Raw genomic sequence first — 20,821 nt, forward strand, 5'->3', positions numbered from 1 at the left:
ATTTTATCTGAACTTATAGCTGGAGACTATTCTTCCAATACAAAAGTAGGAATAGCATTTACAGTTGGAATGTTTATTGTGGCTATGCACCCAATCATATTTGTCAAGATTTTAGGTGTTGAAGGAATTGTAAAGTTTGCAGCTTCAATTGGTAGGGAACAAGCAGAATGGATGGCTAATTTTTACACTACTAAAAATATTTTGATAGCTGTTGCTAGTAATATCGTTTTAGAATTTTTAGCTGGTAAGTTTGGAATCTACATCAATAATAAATTCTTTGAAAAGAGAACGGATGGGGCAATCTTGAAATGATAAGCTTTAAGAAAATCCAAGAAAATAATGTAAATCCTATAACTTTGTTTGTTTTAATAATTTTTACATCATTCTTGATTTTTCTTGTAAATGATAGGTTGTTTCTTTATATCTTAGTTGCAAGTTTTGCTTTACTGTTATTTTTCTCTTTTAAGGAATTTATCAAGAGGATTATTATCTATTTAGTCATGATTGGCTTGGTTAAATTAATTTCCATGACCAATATAGGACTAACCACAAATGCATTAATAGCTCTATTGGCATTAGGATTAAGGCTATACCCTATATTCAATATAGGGTTAGCCCTAATTTTAACGAGTCCCCTAAAAATAATGAGTGCTTTAAGAAAAATAAAAGTCACTAACAATATAAGCATTGCTCTTGTGACAGCCTTAAGATATTTAGGTGAACTGAGATTAAGAATGAAAGAAATTAAGAATGGCATGAAGGTACGTGGATTTAGAGCAAGTGTTTTTCGACCAGTATATTCATTTGAATTATACTTGATTCCTTTAATTTACAAATGCCTCCATATAAGTGAAACCTTAACTTCTTCAATTATTTCACGAGGAATTGAGTATGAAGGGGATAAAACAAGCTATAGATCAATAAGATTTGGTTTGATAGACCTTGTCTTCATAGGAATATTCACAGGGATATTAATTGCATGGAGGTTGACATGAAAGTAATAGAAGCAACTATAAAAAGTTTTAAATACGAAAACGATACTAAAGAGACCTTGAAGGAGATCAATTTAAATATTGAAGAAGGAGAACTTGTTGTAATAACAGGTTTGTCAGGTTGTGGAAAAACTACTCTCACCAGAGTTTTAAATGGTCTTGTCCCTCATCATTATGGCGGTAATTTAATTGGTGAAGTTAAGCTTCTTGGCCAGAATATTCTAGACTATAGAAAAGGTGAAATTGCAAAGCATATTGGTAATGTTTTTCAAAACCCTAGTGATCAGTTTTTTGCCACTGTTGCAGAAGACGAAGTCGCTTTTGTAGGTGAAAATCTTGGCATGGAGTATGAAGTTTTAAAGGAGAGAACGAAACAAGCCTTTCGAGAAATGAAAATAGATAATTTGCTGGACAAAAAACTATCAGAGCTATCAGGAGGGCAGAAACAAAAAGTTGCCATAGCTTCTACATTAATTTACGACACGAAGATTATTTTCTTTGATGAACCCTCATCGAATTTAGACTTCCAAGGCATTGCTCAATTTGTGGAAATCATAAAAGATCTTAAGAAGATGGGAAAAACGCTTGTTATTGTAGAGCATAGACTTTTTTATTTAAGAGACCTTTATGACAGATTACTTTATATGAAAAACGGAAGAGTAGTTAAAGAATTTGGAAAGGGCAGATTAACTGAAGTAGATTGTAAGGAAAACAACCTAAGGAGTATTAATTACGAAAATCTTGTTAGTGAGAATGCAACCTCTTTTAAAGAAAAAACTGAAGAGATTAACAAATTAAATATATCTATAGGAAAAAGAACTTTGATTGAGAATCTTTCCTTTGAATTGCATAGAAATGAAATCATGGCTATTGTCGGTGCGAACGGCATTGGAAAAACAACGTTAGCAAGAACTTTAGCTGGTTTAATTAAGTCGAAAGGTTCTATAAGCTTTGGGGCTTATAGAAGGGAAAGACTAAAGAATGCTTATTACATGATGCAAGATGTAGACTATCAAATATTCTTTGATACAGTGGAGAATGAACTAATACCAAAAAATAGATTACAAGATGATAATTATCTAGTGCAAGTTAAAAATTATTTAGAGCAAATTGATTTATGGGATAAAAGATTGGAGCATCCACAAAACTTATCTGGAGGCGAGAAACAAAGGTTATCGTTAGCGACTTCTTTTTTGAGTGAAAGAAAAGTAATAATCTTAGATGAACCAACATCGGGGCTTGATTATAAACGAATGGCGGAAATATCCACATCAATAAGAGATTACGCTAAATATCACCCTGTTATTATAATAACGCATGACCTAGAGCTTATATTTAAGACTTGCAACACAATTTTAATGTTAAATAAAGATTCATTTAAAAAGATTAAGACTTATGGTAACGAAAAAGCCATATTAAATTTTTTAACTAATGAATCCTTATATGAGGAGGTTATTTAAATGGGCTTAATTAAGCAATATGTAAAAAAAAGAAAGGGAAGTTATTTCGCTTCCATTTTACTAGCTATCATAGGCGTGGTTGCTAGCCTTTTTTCCTACATTTACATGGCCGAAATTATAGTTAGCCTAATAGGTGGTAATGGAACAACAAAATATTATCTAAATACATGTTTAATGATTCTTCTAATGTTTGTCATTAAAGAGATTGCTTCATGTGTCTCTACGATGATATCTCATACAGCAACATTCCAAGCACTTGGAGAAATCAGAAGGGACATTTCAAACAAGTTATTTAAGATGCCCTTGGGCGATGTGATGTCCAGATCATCTGGAGAATTAAAAAATATTATGGTGGAACAGGTAGATAGCATGGAAACATCCCTTGCCCACCTAGTGCCAGAGTTTACAGCTAATTTAGTAGGACCTGTCGTACTCTTAGTCTACATGTTTATCCTAGATTGGAGGTTGGCTCTCTTATCACTCGTGCCCTTTGTCATTGGCATGTCCATTATGATGAGTGTTATGAATGATAGTTACAAGGAAATGTTTGGAAAATCCGTAGCTATTGGACAAAGAATGAATAACTCAATTGTGGAATATATCAATGGGATTGAAGTTATTAAAACTTTTAACCAAGGCGATAATTCATATGAGAAATATTCCGATGCAGTTTATGACAACGCCCAGTTTTATTATGACTGGATGGGTCAAACCATGACTAAGGTGGCCATCGGTCGATTACTATCGCCTATGGGTATTCTAACCATTATTCCCTTTGGAATTCTTTTCTATCTTCATGGAAGCATTGCTCTACCAAGTTTAATCACCTTGATTGTCTTATCTTTTGCAACAGTATCAAGCATCGTAAAGATTATGAACTATATGGATGACTTATCTAGAATATCAACCATAACAGGAGAAATTGGAAAGATATTAGACTCCAGAGAGTTAGAAAACAGGGAGCAAAGCAAAGAGATCAAGGGATATGACATTGAACTTAAAAATGTAGACTTCTCCTATGATGGAGAAAAGAAAGTCATTGATGATATCTCTTTAAAAATTGAAGAAGGAAGCACTTCAGCTCTCGTTGGGCCGTCTGGTTCGGGCAAATCTACTTTGGCAAAACTGATTGCAGGATTCTGGAATGTGGACAAAGGGATAATAAAAATAGGTGGTGTGGAAACAAGAGATATGTCACTAGAAAAACTCTCTTCATTAATTTCCTATGTATCTCAAGACAACTTCCTCTTTGATATGTCTGTAAGAGAAAATATACGTACAGGTAGAAAAGATGCAAGTGATAAAGAAGTAGAAGAAATTGCCAAGAAATCAGGTTGCCATGACTTTATTATAAACCTAACTGATGGTTATGACACCATCGTTGGGGAAGGTGGAGGACACTTATCTGGTGGAGAAAGACAAAGAATATCTATTGCAAGAGCAATGCTTAAAGATGCTCCTATCGTTATCTTAGATGAAGCCACTTCCTATATTGACCCAGAAAATGAAGCGGTTATTCAAGAGGCCATTAGAAACCTAGTTAAAGGTAAAACCCTTCTTATCATTGCTCATAGGTTAAAAACGATTACAGATTCCGACCGAATTTTTGTCATCAAAGACGGAAAACTGGACAGCTTTGGCACCCAAGAAGAACTGGTTCAAAAATCTGAAGTGTACAAACAAATGGTCGAAGCAAGTCGAAAGGGGGAAGAATAATGATTAAAGTATTTAAAAAGATATGGAATTTTTCCCAAGAAGAACAAGGTTATATCCGAAGATCCATTATTGCAGGCTTCTTCCATGCTATCTTTAATGCCCTTCAATTTGGTGCCATTTACTATATGCTGATTGCTATATTCAGCCAAAGGGTAAGTACACAAACTATTTGGATTTGTTTAGGTATATTACTTGTTTCACTGATTGGGAAAATTGCTACACAAAAGATTTCACAAATGAATCAAACCCATGCGGGCTATTTTATGGCTGCTCATAAGAGAATTGAAATTGGGGAAAAGATTAAAAAAGTACCGATGGGATTTTTCTCAAGCTACAGTCTTGGCAGATTAACAACCATCGCAACAACAAGCTTAAGTCAGGCGGAACAATGGATTCCTATGCTTTTGGTTTTAGTACTCGGTGGCATTCTCAACACCTTGATATTTGTCCTCGGTACTTTCATTTTCAATCAAAAGATTGGTCTTGTGGCGGTGGTTGGTGTTATTGTGTTCTTCATTGTAACTTCTCTAATGGAAAAGAAGTCTACAAAAAATGCAAAGAAGATGACCGAAACACAAACAGAATTAACAAAGCAAGTTTTAGCAGCCATTCAAGGCATGCAGGTGATTAAGTCCTATAATTTAGCAGGTACAAACAATAGAAAGCTTGAAAAATCGATTAAGGACACCTCATCTCTTTTATTGAAGCTTGAAAAAAGTGTTCAGCCCTATATTGTTACACAAAGAATCGTTATGGGCATTACAACCGTTGCTATGACTTATCTTTCTATCAAATTGAATTTAGCTGGAGACTTGCCATTGGCAGAAACCATCCTTATGATTATTGCCAGCTTTATCATCTTTGAAGGCTTAGTTGGAGCAGGTTCAAATATGGCCATTTTAAGGGCAGCAGAAAATGCTATAGATTCCGTAGATTTTGTCAATGAAATTCCAGACATGAAAGAGGGAACAGAACGCACACCCATTCAAAATCACAATATTGAATTTAAAGACGTATCTTTCTCCTATGACCAAAGACCGATTCTTAAAAATGTGTCTTGTGCAATCAAAGAAAATACAATGACGGCTATTGTTGGACCATCTGGTTCAGGTAAAACGACCTTCTGCAACCTCATTGCTCGTTTCTGGGATGTAGATTCTGGACAAATTAGCATTGGTGGTAAGAATATCAAAGACTACACCATTGAAAACTTAATGAACAATATTTCTATGGTGTTCCAAAATGTCTATCTCTTTGAAGATACCATCGAAAACAATATTAAATTTGGCAAACAAGATGCAACGAAAGATGAAATCATTGAAGCAGCTAAAAAAGCACAATGCCACGACCTCATTATGACACTTCCTCAAGGTTATCAAACCATGATTGGAGAAGGTGGAGCAAGTCTATCAGGTGGTGAAAAGCAAAGAATATCCATCGCCAGAGCTATGCTAAAAGATGCACCAATTATTATCTTTGACGAAGCTACAGCCAACATTGACCCAGAAAACGAAGACAAGTTAAAAGAAGCCATAGAGTCTTTAACAAAAGATAAGACCGTTATTATGATTGCCCACAGACTAAAAACCATTAGAAATGCGGATCAAATTCTGGTCTTAAATCAAGGCAATATTGTCGAACGAGGAGACCATGAAACTCTTATGGCATATGGTGGACTCTATAAAGACTTGATTAAAGCCAAGAAGGTATCTGAAAGTTGGAAATTGAATAATTAGGAGAGTGACCTAATGAAGGAAAAAGAAGATAAATTATTAAAAGAAAAACCCTTTAAGCTTATGTTGGAGCTTTCAGTCCCTGCCATTATAGGTATGGTGATTATTGGCTTATATCCCTTAATGGATGGGATTTTTGCGGGACAAATTCTAGGAAATCAAGCAATGACAGCAGTCGGCATAGCTATGCCTATGACCTTTATTAACTCGGGTATATCTACGCTGATAGGAGTTGGTTCTGCATCAATACTGTCCAGAGCTATTGGACGTAAAGATCAACAAACAATAGATAAGATAATGAATAATCTCTTGTTTTGGGTGGTTTTATTATCAGCCATTGTTACTGTACTGGGACTTGTATTTACCGACCAGTTACTCTCTATTATGGGAGCAACACCAGACATACAGGCTCTTGCAGTAAGGTATATGAAAATTATTTTCATAGGCTCATTCTTTGTCAACTTTACACAAGCTTCTAATATGGTTATTCGTGGTGAAGGATTGATGAAAGATGCCATGATAATAATGGGAACAGGAGCTTTAATAAACATTATATTAGACCCTATTCTCATGAAAGCAATGGGTGATAAAGGAATAGAAGGAGCAGCAATTGCTACGGTTACTGCACAAATACTCCAAGCCATAATGACAATTTTCCACTTTAAAAAGAAAAGTAAGATTGTACAGATAAAGGGAATAAAAGCGGATAGAACACTTTATAAAGAGATGTTTGCTATTGGAGTATCTGCAATGTTAATGCAGGTATTATCTATCATACAACAGACTCTTTTATATAATTCCGCTTTTGCAAATGGTGGGGAAAGTGCTGGATCAATTATGGCCGCATCTCTTAGAGTATTCTCTTTCTCATTTATCCCATTATGGGGTATGAGCCAAGGTTTACAACCAGCGATAGGAGCGAACATTGGAGCTAAAAACTATGATAGGGTAAAAAGAGTATTTAAGGTATTCTCTCTAAGTTCAGTAGTATTAGCAGCTTTGTTTTGGATACCGTCCTTAATATTTTCAGAAAAGCTTCTAGGATTATTTGGGATAGAGGGACAAACTTTAATCCAAGGTATACCAAGTTTTAGAATTTTCTATAGTGTCTATATAACCTACGGAATTATGATTATGTGTATTACATTTTTCCAAGCTATAGGAGATGGAAAATCAGCAGGGCTACTCGTTATGCTGAGACAAATCATATTGTTTGTGCCTGCAATCTTTATACTTCCTAAATTGCTTGGACTTACAGGTGTATGGTTAGCCGAGCCAATCACAGACTTTATTGTTTTTGTATTAGGCGTTTGGAGATATAAAAAAACAGTAGCAAAGCTTCAACAGGAATAGTAATAACTGAGGAGGAAATAATGACAAGAAAAAATCTTATGATAGGAATAACGGCATTGGGACTTGTGTTAGTTTTGGCAGGTAAAAAGGTGATAGATTGCAAAAGAACGAGAGTTTAAGATAGATAAATTTTCTGAAAATATTAAAATCAATAGAACTTGGCAGAGAGTTTTTTCAGCCAAGTTTTATTTTAAATAAGAAAGAAGAAGAGGCAGATATGAAAAAAAGAAGACTAGATAAAAGTACAAAAAAACGAAAAATCTGTGAAGCTTCGAAAAAATGTTTGTAGAAAAGGGATTTAAAAATACTGTAATCACCGATATTATGAACGATTCAAGACTTTCTACTGGTGGCATATATCATCATTATAAAAGTACAGATGAAATCTTATATGACATCATCGAAGAAGACTACAAGAAACTAGAAGATTATTTAGATGAACTATTAAGCGTCAACAAAAATACCATGGAGCCTAAAAGGCTGGCAGAAATTATTGCCGAGAAGGTACTAGAAGATATCGCCTACATTCCAATATACACGATGTTTTTGTGTGAACTTAATGAAAGCGAAAAATTAAAAAAATTGTTTTATGAATTAAAAAAGAAGACAATTCAAAAGCTTAGAGAATATATATAAGAAAGAAAAGCAATAAAACTCTTTCAGAAGGAGTTTTTAACTTTCCTATATATTTAATCAATTCTACTCTGCTTGGATGTGAAATTTTAGATGATAGATTAACTTTTATAGAAAAAAAATGCGTTTTGAATAGCTTGGAACTCTATTTAAAAAAAGTAGAAAATTAAAAAACTTCTGAGAAGTAGTTTTCTATAACAACGTTTTATTTTTTCTATACTTTGTTACTTTTCGTAGAGAGTTTTATTGATTGAGCATTCCAACAATGCAAATGAATAATTATATTAAATAAACCGATAATTTGTTTGTGATTTTCAAGATATTAGATAATGAATAGTTAGCTACGCTGAGATAAGGAATTTTGTTTTACTATAAATATTCATACTTTTGGGAAATTTTTAAAAATATAACAATATTCGAAGGATGATAATTGTAAGGAAAAACTTAGCAATATTAATAACAGAATTAAGCCTTGCATTACAATTTTATTAGTGAAAAATAATATATCATAAAAGACTAAGTGTTTAGAAATTATACGAATAGGGTTTGGGAGAATCCCAAAAATTAATAAAACTTGGCAGAGAATTTTTTCTTGCCAAGTTTATTTTTTCGTAAGTGCATATGCACTTACTGTGCTTGCTACAAATGAGAGATTAGTAAAAGATGCTTCAGAACCTTTCCTTATTTATTTCCTGATATTGTTCAATAGTCTTCTTTAAAGAATAGCATTCGTTTATTTTAGCGTTTAGCACTTCATAATCCTTCATCTTTTTAGACTTGTCTGAAGATAATTTTTTAGACCTTTCTGAAAGAGAATGGATATTAAAATTAACTATCCCCTTTTCTAATAAATTTTTATAAGCCTTTTCATATAAGGTAATTTGATATTTATAGGTTTCATAAAAATCTTTATCGTTGGGATCAGACTGGTAGGCATCATAAGTTTTTTTGTAAATTTTTAAGAGATGGAGTTCTTCTACTACTTCTTTAATATCATCCATTTCCTTTTCAATTTTTTTGATTTCTATTAAGGTATTTTGTCTCTCTGACGCTTGATTTTGGATAAGACTTTCTAATTCGGAATAGTCCTTAATATTATTTTTTCTAAGTTCATTTAATGTTTCAGCAGTAAGTTTCATATTAAATCTATTAGCCCATACTTCATAGCCTATAGACTTTTTAACTTTGGGATTTTTATTTATGCTTACTAGGTTTCTATGTCTTAAAGATTTCTTTTCAAGATTATAAGTTGAATTATGAATTTTATTTTTATCAAGACTCTTGATACGCTTTTTGATTTCTTCTTCGGTATAATCAGGTCCAATGGTTTTTGATCTGGTAAATCTAGTTTGATTTTTGTGCTTAAAAGAGATATATTTCCCAAACTTAATTTCGTAGTTGAATGACTCCATAATCTTTAAAAAATTGTCATAAGAGTTTGACATTAAAACAGCCTTATCTATAGCTACTTGTAATTTATATTTCCAGGAATTACCTTTCTTAAATTCCATATACTCCTTATATGATTTACCTTTGGTAGAGTAAAGCTTTTTAAACTGTCTATACTCTTCATCAATAACACTGAGATGATATTTTTCACATAGCTCATCACTTATATTTCTAATTTGGTGATAAGACTTCTTATTACTTTGATAGGCCTTGCCAGTTTTGAAATTGACATTACTAAAAAGTATATGATTATGAATATGGCCCTTATCAATGTGAGTGGTTAGAACATATTCATATTCTCCTTTTAAAATTTCTTCACAAAGTTGTATTCCAATTTCATGAGCAAGATCTGGTGTAACTTCACCAGGAAGAAAAGCTTGTATTAAATGTCTTGCTAGGACTTTTGTTTTTGAATTACACTCAGCTCTAGTCTGCTCAAATTCTAAATGAGCAGTATCAGGATTGCACAAAAAAGAAGAGATTAAAATTTGTTCATCTGTTTTATCTTTATCCATTATATAATCCAAGGCCAAATTAAGGGTGGATTTAATAGGGTGTATTTTTGTAACCGCCATTATTTTTCCTCCAAAGATTTAGTGGAAGGGAAAGAGGTATTGAAGAGTTTCTTTCTCATCTCTATAATCATTTTATTTTGCTCTTTAAGTAATTTCTTTAAGTCGTCTATATCCTCTTTATAAATCATACCAGTTTGATTTGTGCGTTTAGCAATTTGATTAATTGATCCCGTAGTCCTACCTATAGAAGAAGACATTTCTCTAAAAGGATTCATATCCAAAACAAATATCTCTTTTTCTAGGATACATTTTAAAATAAATTGTCTTAGGGATTTACATTCTGACAACTTATATTTTTCATTCAAAATTTCTTTTTCTTCATCTGATAGCATGATATAAATACCATTAGGTCTTTCTCGATTTGTCATATAATCATCTCCTTATAAATTAGTTGTTTTTTTAATTCTTAAATTTCTATAGTAAAAGAAAACAGAGCAACCATAGATTTGGCTGCTCTGCTTTTAAATGTGACTGTTTTTTTTCAATCCTCAGCTATATTAGATTATAATATCTTTTCTTTTATATTACCAGTTAACAAATCATGTTTAAAAACAAATTGAAAAATAGTATAATTGTAACTAATAATAAGCAAGAAAAAATTTTGGCGGTGATTAACAATGAGTAAAATAGCGATTATAGATGATGATATTTCAATCGTTGAACTTCTAACAGCCTGTTTAGTACGTGAAGATTATGAAGTTGTATCTTTTGTAGATTCGAAAAAAGGATTGGAATATCTATTAAGAAATCCTGTAGATGGCCTTATTTTGGACATCATGATGCCACAAGTAGACGGACTATCTATTCTAAAAATTTTAAAAGAAAAATATGACTATCCTATTATCTTACTTACAGCTAAAACAGAACAAAATGACGTTTTGACAGGATTATATTCTGGAGCAAGTGATTATGTAAAAAAACCTTTTGACATAGCCGAATTGGTACAAAGGTTAAAAATTCATTTGATGAATAAAGAAGTTCACGAAAACGTGCTACAATCAATCACTTATAGAAATTTAAACATAAATGAATCCACTCATGAATTTTCAATCAATAATCATTGTCTTTGTCTTACTCCTGTAGAGTTTAAAATCATGAAGATATTGATGGAGAAAACAAACCAAGTTATTTCCTCTGAAAATATTTTTGAAAGTGTATGGGGGGAAGAGTATCTTGAAAAAGACTCAAATACTGTGAGTGTGCATATTAGAAACATAAGAACAAAAATAAAACAATTAGGAGAGGATTGTAGTTTTTTAAAAACTATATGGGGAGTAGGGTATAAAATTGAATAAGAAAAAATGGTTAAAAAAATTAGCAATAATTATCTTTGTAATGTCAATAATAATTATTATTTTGAAAGCGATTAATTATACAGCATCATTTGAATTAGGAAATAAATTTATAAGCATATATATGAAGGATTCTTATGTTAATGATAATATTGAAGGAATTAGTGGAATTCTTTTATGGGGTAAGCTAAAATCTGATATTTTAATTTTTATTTGCCTAATTATTATTATATTAGTTTTAACATATATAATAACAGGCTATTTTATAGAAAAGAACACAAAATTAAATATTGAAAAAAATTGTATAAGGATTATGAAATGTTATATTAATCATATAGATTTGTCAGAAGAAGATAAAAGAGAGGAGTTCTATGAAGCTCTTACTGAATTGAGCACAAAATACTTAATAGTAAATAGATATAGTAACAATTACTTAATTAAAGATGAAATGATTGCTGATTTTGCACACGATATTAGAACACCCTTATCATCAATCATAGGATTCTTGACTCTTATAAAAAATGATAATGATATGTCTGAAAAATCACGTGATAAATATATAAACACTTTGTTAGAAAAATCTTACGAAGTACAATCACAACTAGAAGATTTATTTTATATCTCAAAATATAATTTTGAACATAAAAACAAATCTAAAAAAGAAGAGAATTTAAAATTATTCTTAGATCAAATTTCAGACGAATTATATCCAGAGTACTCAAACAAAGGTCTAATTATTGATATAAATGTGGATGATAGTATTAGAATAATAGCAAATCTAGAAGAACTGGCGAAAGCATTAGTAAATATTATTACTAATGCAGTGAAGTATACAAAAGAATTTTCGACTATTAAAATTAAAGCAAAAATTACTGATGGATTACTGAATATAGAGATATCAAATAAATCTGAATATATTTCTGAAAAAGATTTAAGTAGAGTGTTTAATAGATTTTATAGAGTAGACCAATCTAGAAATCCCAATATAGGCGGAAGTGGTCTAGGTTTAGCTATTAGTAAAGCTATAATTGAAAATATGGGTGGTACAATTAAAGCAGAATATCAAGGTGGAAACTTTATAATAAAAATTTTCCTACCAAATTTAATATCTTGCGACTACTAAAACTTCATAAAATATTCATTTTTTCTTGCGGATTTATGAACAAACGTCTTCATGCAAAGTTATATAATAATTTATAACAAGCATGGAGATTTTTTATATTAGGAGGCAGCAATGATAAAGGAAGACATATTGGATAAAATTAAAAGTAAAATTCAATGTAGGAACTATAAACGATTAGGCCGCTGCTTTGAAAGCAATAATAAAAAATATTTTTATGACTTAGGTACTGGGAAAATATTTCTAGTCGAGCCTGAAGTATTTGATTTATTAAATTTAATTCTTGATAATAAATGGGATGAAGCTGTAAAAATTAGTAGTCAGTCGAAATCAGACGTTTACGAATCTATTATTAACGAAAATATATTACTAGCTCCAGAATTAAATTCTTATATAGGAGTTCAGATTAGCGATTTGGAAAATCAACTACTTAGAAACAGGGCTCAAATCACTCTTGAATTAACTGAAAAGTGTAATATGAGATGTAAGTATTGCATTTATCAGGAAGGGCAGGGTGGATATAGAGAATTTGGAAATCATGATATGACTTTTGAAGTCGCAAAATTAGCAATAGATGATTTAATCGAACACAGTCAAGATGAAAAGGTGATTTTTGTAAGCTTTTATGGCGGCGAGCCACTTTTAAAGTTTGATTTATTGAAACAATGTATAGATTATTGTGAAACAATTAAGGGAAAAAATATATCTTACGCTTTGACCACTAACGGAACACTAGTGGATAGAGATATGGCTAACTATTTTTCAAGGTTAGGAGAAAGAATACATATTACCATAAGTTTGGATGGTCCTAAATATATGAATGATAAATACAGAGTTTATGGTGATGGCAAGGGAACATTTGATGATGCTGTAAGGGGAGCAAAACTGATTATAAATGAATTTAGCAAAAATGGAAGTAAATTATCTTTAGGAATAAATTCAGTTTTACCAGAATATCATGAACATGACTTGAACAGTATAGAGCATTATTTTGAAAGTCAAGAATGGTTACCAAGTGATGTAGTCTTCACATCTTCTTTTGTTGCAACCAAGGATAAAGAAATGGATTATTTAGGTATCGATAGTCCTATTGAAGAAGAAATAATTTGCAACAGTAAAAAAATCAAAGGATACTTTGATCCGTTATTTGACTGGGCAAGTCCTAGTGAAAATGAGAATATTACATCAAAAATAATAGCCAAGGATAATGTTATTAAAGAGCTAGCAATGATACATCGAAGGTTGTTATTTGATAGTCCTATGGAGTCTTATTATATGTGCGGATGTTGTGTTCCAGGAGCAAGAAGGGTGTATGTTACAACAAAAGGAGAATATTTAATATGCGAGAAACTTGGAGAAGCACCAGACATAGGAAATGTTTATGAAGGTTTAGATTTAGGCAAAATAAAAAAACATTATGTAACAGATTATTGTGAGCAAACTATTCCATATTGCAATGATTGTTGGGCGGTGCATTTATGTGGGATGTGCTATATGAATTGTTATGATCATGAAGGTATAAATCTAAAATTAAGGCACAGTAAGTGCATAATGAATAGGATATATATAGAAAAAAATCTTGAATTATATCATAAAATCTTAGAATTAAATTCAGAAGCTTTATCAATATTGGATGATTATGACTTTAGTTAAGTCAATAATCATAAATTGTAATTGGAAAAACTAAAATATGAGGAGGTGAGACAATGAAACTAGTAAATCCATTAGGAAGAAAACCTAGCGAAGTTTTTGACAATGGCGGTGCAACTCCAATGGCTTGTATGTGTTCAGGAGAAAAAGCGTACGCTACAGCAAGAGGTACAGACAAGTGTTTCAAGTGCGGATGTTCTTGTTCTTCTACTAAATATAGTGCTAATAATTCAAAAAAATCATTTTGGACTATAAGAGGATCTGGAGATATAGAGTAGTTGTAACTTAATAGGAAAAAAACAGATATCAGCAAGCCATTATCAAAATTTTTTGCTATTGCTTGCTGATATTTTTAGGTGAAAATATGAATTTAAAAAAAATATCAAAACAATACGGTAAAAAGACAGTCTTAAAAGAGATAAATACGGAAATAGGACATGGAATCTATGGTTTGTTAGGAGCTAATGGGGCAGGTAAAAGCACCTTAATGAAAATTATGATTGGGGAGGTAAAAGAAAGTTCAGGAAAAATTATTTATGAAAATGAAAATAATAGCCAGGAGAGCTTTTTCTCTACTTTAGGCTATCTTCCTCAAAATTTCAGAGCACCAAAAGAAATGAAAGTATTTGATTATTTACGATATATAGCTGTATATAAAGGGATTAAGGATGAAAAGATAAAAGCAAACATTCAAGAGCTTTGTCAAGATTTAAACCTAAGTGAATACATTCAAAATAGGATTGGAGACCTTTCAGGGGGAACTTTGCAAAGAGTGGGTATAGCTCAAGCTTTATTGGGAAACCCAAGTTTTATTATCCTAGATGAACCATCAAGTGGCTTAGATATAAGCGAGAGAAGAAATCTTAAAGAGTTTATTTCAAGAAAATCTAGAGATAAATCCATTATTATTTCAACTCATATAATATCGGATATTGAGTACATTGTAGATCATCTTTTAATTATTAAAGCAGGAAGAATTTTACAAGATATTAGCTATAAGGAAGCTATTAAGTCTTTAGATGGATGTGTATGGGAAGATTATTTAAATAATGAACAGATAACACATGGAGAAAAATTAATTCAATCCATGGGTGGTGTTACTACAAATCTTGATAGAGAAGATAATAGTCGAAATCACATTCGATATGTTGGAAAAGAAAAATTAACGAACAATTCCGTTTATAAAGAGCCTGAACTGAATGATTTTTATCTATGGACAATAGAAGGGGGCAGATAATGAAAACTTTAAAATTGGAATTAAAAAACATATTTTGTAAAAAGATCAATCTGCTCTTTTTAGTATTTGTACTAGGAATAGGCATAGTAACGGCTTTCTTCTTTTTAAAGGGAGTCAGTGCAGATAAAGTTTTAGAAGATGGAAGCATACAAATTGTAAAAGGCAAAGAAGCCATTGAACTTATTAATGAATATGATAAAGAGATTGCAGGAGAGATAACAGAAGATAAGCTTATGATGGCTAGGGATATCTTTAACAGCACTTGGGACTCAGAGAAAGAAAAAAGAAACATAACAAAAAAACTTCTAGAAATAGAAAGTTTAATAGGTCCTATGGACTCTTTACGCTTTCCCATTAAAGATAAAATGACCATCGTAAAATGGGATGATGTAGACATACCTATTGAATATGCCAGAGACTACTATAGTCTTCGTCAAGATATGCTTAAGAAATATACGGATGATATAAAGGATCAAAAAATAGTTGAGAAAATTTGGAAGATGGAGGAGAAAGTAGACAAACCCTTTGTTATGGGGATTAATCACAATGTTTGGGGAGACAGCATTGAATGGCTTTCTATGCTGATCATTATCTGTCTCATTCTTATTATCTTTGTTTCCGCCACAATTTTTACAGAGACGAAGGAAAATGGATTGTATGAGATTGTGGCAAGGACAGCTTTAGGACAAAAGAAGTTTCACTCTTCTAAACTAATAGCAGGCACTATTTTCAATGCACTAATCTATCTTTTAATGATGCTTTCATATTTAGCTATAGTATATCTAGCATTAGGTGGAGATGGATTAAAGACAAGCTTCCAAATTGACATGGCTTTTTCTCCAGGAAATTTAACTTATAAAAAGGTTATTCTAATTCAAATAATTGGGGGATTTATTGGTAGTTTAGCTTTGGGATCTTTAGCCATGCTGGTCTCTTCAAAATCAAAGAAATCAAAAATAGCTTTAACGATTATGATATCAAGTTTTGTAATTTATGGATTACTAGCTATTTTCATAAGGCCAGAATCAAAATTAATTCAATATATTATGAACCTAAGTCCCTGTGGTATAAGCCAAGTGTTTTTCCAACTACCATTTCCTAACTATATCCATTTAGGGTTGGTAATGTGGTTGCCTTATGTCATGTTAATATTTGGATTAGTACAATTAATTATATATGACTATTTAACGGTCAAATTAAATAGATAATGATGTGTAAATGATATGATAAAGACACTTTGTAGGTCACTAGCAACAGTATTTAGCAACTCTAAACTTTTATTTATTTTAAACTTTATTATTATAATTATTTCTGGAATAATTTCTGGAATTAATGTCTATTCAATCCAACAATTAGTAAATGGAATACAAGATGCGATAATTAAAGGGACGAGTATAAGTAAAAACATAATGTTGTTTATCAGCGTTAATCTGATAATTATTATTGTGCAAAATATTAGATCTTACACTAATCAAATGATTGCTATTAATCTCGATTATAACTTGGATAATGAATACTTAATAAAATGTTCAACCTTAGACCTTAAAGATTTTGAAAATGAAGATGTATATACTACCATAACAAAGGCCTATAGCTTAGGAAAATTAAAAGTTCAAGATATCTATTTTAATTTTTTGCAGCTGGTTGAAAGTATAATCTCAATGATTTCAGTTATTTTTGCTGTTAGGTCTATAGATAGTTATCTTTTAGGGGTTATCATTATAATTCCAATATTTTCTACTATTTCAAGTATTAAGATTGGAAAATATGCTTATGATAAAGAAAAAGAAAATATTAAGCATCAAAGGAAGAGTGATTATTTTAGCTATTTATTGACAAATAATATTGCTATCAAAGAAATCATCAGCTTTAATATTGCTAACTATTTAATAGAAAAGTTTAAAAGGCACAAAGACATTGTAAAGAACACCAATAAATCTATATTAAAATTGCACATTACAAAAAATATATTAGTTTCGATTTTAGAAATTACAATCAAAGTATTTTTGATAGTTACAGTTATTATCAAATCTATCAATAATAATGGAAAAATTGGTAACATAATGGGATATATTTATTCATTAGATTTAATTGAGAACAAACTCAACAATCTACTTTCTAGCATCACAGAAATATATAAGAGCAAATTATATGTGGACAATTATTATGAATTTCTAGACACAAATGTTGGCAATGTTTGCAAAGGAAAGAATCTAGTTTACAAAAAAATAGCTAGCATAGAAATTAAAAACTTATCATTTGGATATAATGGGTTAAAAAAAGATTTATCTAATATAGATTTAAATATAAAAAAGGACAGACCAATTGTAATTTTAGGAACAAATGGTTCTGGCAAAAGCACATTAATCAAAATATTAGCTGGTTTATATGATGATTTTGAAGGAGAGATTTTTGTTAATGGTATGTCGTTAAGAAAAATTAATAAAAACAATTATAGAGAAAAAATTACTGTAATATTTCAAGATTTCAACCAATACGAGCTTTCTCTAAGGGAAAATATTGCTTTTTCAAAGATAAGTCATATAAATAATAGTAAAAAAATCAGTAGAGCTATAAACAAAGTAGGGTTGAGTGATGTAGTGGATAGTTTTGAACATAGACTAGACACACAAATGGGATGCTGGTTTGGAGGTAGAGAATTGTCAAAGGGCCAATGGCAAAGAATAGCACTAGCAAGAGTATTATTCAGAGATGCGGACATTGTAATATTAGATGAACCAACCTCAGCACTTGATCCAATAATTGAAAAAGAAATTTTTTCTTTGATTAATGATATAGCTAAAGATAAAATATTGATATTAGTTACTCACAGGGTTGAAAACATAAAAAAATATGATCCATGGTATGTCTTTATGGAAAAAGGAAGAATAGTGAATCAAGGGCTATATGAAGATATAAAAGATACTTCTGCATATAAGAAACTTACTGTATAATATATAATGATAAAAAATAAAAGCAAGATTGATGAAACACTTCGAATCATACTTGGAGAATTGGTGATTATTGCGAGATAACTATTCTAAACACTCTTCTCTTTTTCTCCAGGGGAATATTGCAAGAACACCAATCAAAATATAATTAACAATGTTATTAAGTGTTTCATTATTCAAGAGTGGAATAAAATATTTATCTCCACCTCGTATAGCAACAATCAGAAGACAATATACAGTCATTACTCCTAGATAAGAGATGATAAAATTTAGTATACTGCCTAACAGCGGAAATAATGAATAAATTTTATTGAATATAAAGGTATAGACAGCAGCCGCAACAAGTCCTGACAATATATCCCAGAAATAAACAAAGTAACCAGAACTATGAATGATGGAGAAATGATTATGCACAAGATAAGCAATAAAAACAAAGATCACTAATTTATCTAAAGCAAAAACAGCAAATTTAGCAATAGACATACCAACAGTAAGCCAAAAGAAAAAGTATAAAATTGGCAATGCAACCAACAATAAATAAACTAAAAACATTAAAATTCACCTTCTTTCTCAAACTTATAATTTATCAATTTAATATTCAGATACATTTTTTCAACTTTTTCCTCCAAAAATAATCTCTCTTTCATAGAGAGATTATTTGCTTTAAAAACAAAATACAAATCAGAAACGGCATCTAATCCTTTAGTAACAGATTCTTTTGCCTGAATTGCCTTTTCTATATCATCATCATTCGAAATACCTAACAACAAATAATCCAATGAAACAGAAAACACCTTTGTGAGTTCTAAATAAACCCTTAAGTCCCTAGGAATACTTTCCCCTTTTTCCCAAGAAATATAACTTCTGTTAGATACCCTTAGCCGTTTAGAAAGTTCCTCTTGGGTCAATCCCTTTTCAGATCTCAATAATTTAATCTTTTCGTGGAATTTCAAAATACCTCTCCTCTTACCATTTAAATAAATAATAACTTCTATTATAATAAAAATATGAAGTAAAAGCTATAAAAATATAAAAAAACATGAATTAAAAGCAAGTTTATATGCAGCTCGACGCAGAAGCGTTTAGAAAAGCTGTCAAGGGCATGCATCACTTTCTAAAAGATAGGCGACGAGTCTATCTTTTTTTTGCTAAAAGGGAAGTGAGTATGTCATATATCAGAGGCCCTCCTCAAGCTATCTATTGATAACAATTACTAATATCAAGGCCTGAAGGAGGAAAAATGAATACGAATAATAAAAATGGATATTACCATGGAAAATACTATATAGAGGGTAAAGAAGTGGAACTTCCTGATAATATAAAGGAAATTTTTGAAGAAGCAAGAAAGGCTGAACAAAGAATATTAAGACAAGAAAGAAGGTATGGTGTTTACTCATCGTCAAACTATATGCTAAAGAGTAGTGAACAAAATGGAAGCCCGCAGGAAGACTACATTGAAAGTTTAGAAGATAAGACATCCAATATAGAAGAAAAAATCTTGAAGAATGAAGAAATTTTGAGGGTCAAAGAATCGTTTTCAGAGCTAGATAAAGAAGAATTAAGGCTAATTAAACTTCTTATAGAAAAAGAATTGACTGAAAGAGAGATAGGAAAAATCTTAGGAATTTCTCAAGTAGCAGTTAATAAAAGAAAACATAAGGTTTTTGACAAATTAAGGACTCTCTTAAAAGATTTAATGACAACATTTATGTAAGTTTAGAAACAATCCCCATGAAAAAAATGGGGATTATTTTTTATTTAAATATCTTTATAAATTTGGTTATCAAACCACTCTTTTCTGTCCCTATATATAAGGGGGTAAATTTTACTTTCCTTTAAACATAAATTGAACCATGACAACTTAATAGACCAATACAGGACGTTAACTACTTGTGGAGCCTTATAAGATTTTCGCCAAGACTTTTCTGCTGAGGTAGAACTCGGTTTAAATGAATACTCTGCTGATACCAGAAGGATAAAAGGAAACGAGCGATAAAAGAGATTATAGATTCAGCTTTGGCAACTGATGCTTTGATACAAGTAGGGATAATGATACTTCTAAAGTTGTTGCCGGCCCATCTAGAAAAGGGGCGGTGGTGAAATTCCAATGTCGTGGCCTACACGCCTGTCAATGTCAAAAAACTTATATTTAATTTAATAAAATAAGGAGGCTTTCGTGAAAAATAAACATAATGATAAAAAGTTTGTTAGATATAAAGAAGGTGCAGAACTTTATTCAATGAGTCAAAGTAAATTTGAAGAATTAGCAAAAGAAGCGGGAGCTGTCTATAAGCTAAATAAAATTGTTCTTGTAAACTGTGAAATACTAAATGAATACTTAGAAACATTCAGGTTACCAGGTATATAAAAGATAATTTGGAAAGGGGGTTTATGATTGACAAAGTGTCGGACAAAAAGTATAATATAGATAAGTTATGAGAATAGAAAAGGAGGAAAACTTGGTAAAAACAGGAAGACCAAAAATTAAAAATCCAAGTACGAAACGAGTTACAGTAAGATTTACAGAAGAAGAATACTTGGAACTGAAGAAGTATATAAAATCTCATAATTTATCCCTTACTCAAGCAGTAAAAAAAGGTTTGACTTTATTGTACAAAGAACAATAAACTGGCATTTTGCATGAAATCTCTTTTCAAAAG

Annotated in this window: 21 protein-coding genes; 17 read left to right on the top strand and 4 right to left on the bottom strand. The window is 31.0% G+C overall.

All coding sequences use genetic code 11. The features are described 5' to 3' along the window. The 7 genes from WKT05_RS07070 to WKT05_RS07100 all read left to right on the top strand — a co-directional run. On the top strand, positions 1 to 312 hold a 312-nt coding region (locus WKT05_RS07070; protein WP_340413534.1), incomplete at its 5' end, for an MptD family putative ECF transporter S component. Next, positions 309 to 995, top strand: coding sequence for an energy-coupling factor transporter transmembrane component T family protein (locus WKT05_RS07075; protein WP_101540581.1), 687 nt, complete (start codon positions 309 to 311; stop codon positions 993 to 995). The genes WKT05_RS07070 and WKT05_RS07075, both read left to right, overlap by 4 nt. Further along, positions 992 to 2,452: an ABC transporter ATP-binding protein gene (locus WKT05_RS07080; protein ID WP_101540582.1), complete on the top strand. Its 1,461-nt coding sequence runs from the start codon at positions 992 to 994 to the stop codon at positions 2,450 to 2,452. Before WKT05_RS07075 ends, WKT05_RS07080 begins: the two co-directional genes overlap by 4 nt. Next, positions 2,453 to 4,168 (top strand): ABC transporter ATP-binding protein, encoded by a 1,716-nt coding sequence (locus WKT05_RS07085; RefSeq protein ID WP_110058321.1) that lies wholly within the window; start codon positions 2,453 to 2,455, stop codon positions 4,166 to 4,168. Beyond that, positions 4,168 to 5,904, top strand: coding sequence for an ABC transporter ATP-binding protein (locus WKT05_RS07090; protein WP_110058322.1), 1,737 nt, complete (start codon positions 4,168 to 4,170; stop codon positions 5,902 to 5,904). The genes WKT05_RS07085 and WKT05_RS07090 overlap by 1 nt, the downstream gene beginning before the upstream one ends. A gap of 12 nt (positions 5,905 to 5,916) precedes the next feature. Beyond that, the gene (locus WKT05_RS07095; protein ID WP_110058323.1) at positions 5,917 to 7,254 is read left to right on the top strand and encodes an MATE family efflux transporter; all 1,338 of its coding nucleotides are present in this window, start codon (positions 5,917 to 5,919) and stop codon (positions 7,252 to 7,254) included. A 279-nt stretch (positions 7,255 to 7,533) separates the two neighbouring features. Continuing rightward, on the top strand, positions 7,534 to 7,890 hold the full coding sequence (locus WKT05_RS07100) for a TetR/AcrR family transcriptional regulator (protein ID WP_285044414.1): 357 nt from the start codon (positions 7,534 to 7,536) through the stop codon (positions 7,888 to 7,890). A gap of 665 nt (positions 7,891 to 8,555) precedes the next feature. On the opposite strand, the gene WKT05_RS07105 is transcribed toward WKT05_RS07100, so the two are convergent. Beyond that, positions 8,556 to 9,911, bottom strand: coding sequence for a relaxase/mobilization nuclease domain-containing protein (locus tag WKT05_RS07105; RefSeq protein ID WP_110058326.1), 1,356 nt, complete (start codon positions 9,909 to 9,911; stop codon positions 8,556 to 8,558). Then, a complete protein-coding gene (locus WKT05_RS07110) occupies positions 9,911 to 10,279 on the bottom strand; it encodes a plasmid mobilization protein (protein ID WP_101540588.1) in 369 nt (122 codons plus the stop codon). Before WKT05_RS07110 ends, WKT05_RS07105 begins: the two co-directional genes overlap by 1 nt. Before the next feature lie 249 nt (positions 10,280 to 10,528). On the opposite strand from WKT05_RS07110, the gene WKT05_RS07115 reads away from it, so the two are divergent. From WKT05_RS07115 to WKT05_RS07145, 7 genes are all read left to right on the top strand, one after another. Then, complete coding sequence (locus tag WKT05_RS07115; RefSeq protein ID WP_101540589.1) at positions 10,529 to 11,206, top strand: response regulator transcription factor; 678 nt, start codon at positions 10,529 to 10,531, stop codon at positions 11,204 to 11,206. Further along, positions 11,199 to 12,326: a sensor histidine kinase gene (locus WKT05_RS07120; protein WP_285044476.1), complete on the top strand. Its 1,128-nt coding sequence runs from the start codon at positions 11,199 to 11,201 to the stop codon at positions 12,324 to 12,326. The genes WKT05_RS07115 and WKT05_RS07120 overlap by 8 nt, the downstream gene beginning before the upstream one ends. Before the next feature lie 111 nt (positions 12,327 to 12,437). After that, positions 12,438 to 13,976, top strand: a complete 1,539-nt coding sequence (locus tag WKT05_RS07125) for a radical SAM protein (RefSeq protein WP_285044477.1) — start codon at positions 12,438 to 12,440, stop codon at positions 13,974 to 13,976. Positions 13,977 to 14,029: 53 nt separating this feature from the next. Further along, on the top strand, positions 14,030 to 14,251 hold the full coding sequence (locus WKT05_RS07130; RefSeq protein ID WP_019035150.1) for an Apre_1838 family putative sactipeptide bacteriocin: 222 nt from the start codon (positions 14,030 to 14,032) through the stop codon (positions 14,249 to 14,251). 86 nt (positions 14,252 to 14,337) lie between these two features. Next, entirely contained in the window at positions 14,338 to 15,210 is an 873-nt protein-coding gene (locus WKT05_RS07135; protein ID WP_282924703.1) for an ATP-binding cassette domain-containing protein, read from the top strand. Continuing rightward, positions 15,210 to 16,418, top strand: coding sequence for a hypothetical protein (locus WKT05_RS07140; RefSeq protein WP_340413535.1), 1,209 nt, complete (start codon positions 15,210 to 15,212; stop codon positions 16,416 to 16,418). The genes WKT05_RS07135 and WKT05_RS07140 overlap by 1 nt, the downstream gene beginning before the upstream one ends. Before the next feature lie 15 nt (positions 16,419 to 16,433). After that, positions 16,434 to 18,164, top strand: coding sequence for an ATP-binding cassette domain-containing protein (locus WKT05_RS07145; protein WP_110058330.1), 1,731 nt, complete (start codon positions 16,434 to 16,436; stop codon positions 18,162 to 18,164). Positions 18,165 to 18,245: 81 nt separating this feature from the next. On the opposite strand, the gene WKT05_RS07150 is transcribed toward WKT05_RS07145, so the two are convergent. Next, positions 18,246 to 18,713: a conjugal transfer protein gene (locus WKT05_RS07150; RefSeq protein ID WP_110058331.1), complete on the bottom strand. Its 468-nt coding sequence runs from the start codon at positions 18,711 to 18,713 to the stop codon at positions 18,246 to 18,248. After that, positions 18,713 to 19,114: a helix-turn-helix domain-containing protein gene (locus tag WKT05_RS07155; RefSeq protein WP_170111624.1), complete on the bottom strand. Its 402-nt coding sequence runs from the start codon at positions 19,112 to 19,114 to the stop codon at positions 18,713 to 18,715. The genes WKT05_RS07150 and WKT05_RS07155 overlap by 1 nt, the downstream gene beginning before the upstream one ends. Before the next feature lie 287 nt (positions 19,115 to 19,401). Here WKT05_RS07155 and WKT05_RS07160 point away from each other — a divergent pair, with 287 nt between their 5' ends. The 3 genes from WKT05_RS07160 (at position 19,402) to WKT05_RS07170 (ending at position 20,788) form a co-directional block, all read left to right on the top strand. Beyond that, positions 19,402 to 19,875, top strand: a complete 474-nt coding sequence (locus tag WKT05_RS07160) for a sigma-70 family RNA polymerase sigma factor (RefSeq protein ID WP_110058332.1) — start codon at positions 19,402 to 19,404, stop codon at positions 19,873 to 19,875. 462 nt (positions 19,876 to 20,337) lie between these two features. Then, the gene (locus WKT05_RS07165) at positions 20,338 to 20,529 is read left to right on the top strand and encodes a DUF6462 family protein (RefSeq protein ID WP_019035163.1); all 192 of its coding nucleotides are present in this window, start codon (positions 20,338 to 20,340) and stop codon (positions 20,527 to 20,529) included. Positions 20,530 to 20,620: 91 nt separating this feature from the next. Then, entirely contained in the window at positions 20,621 to 20,788 is a 168-nt protein-coding gene (locus WKT05_RS07170; protein ID WP_033626172.1) for a hypothetical protein, read from the top strand. Positions 20,789 to 20,821 lie beyond the last annotated feature (33 nt).

Origin of the sequence: Peptoniphilus sp. HCN-40583 (assembly GCF_037892835.1) — a bacterium.
Classification (GTDB): Bacteria; Bacillota; Clostridia; order Tissierellales; family Peptoniphilaceae; genus Aedoeadaptatus; species Aedoeadaptatus rachelemmaiella.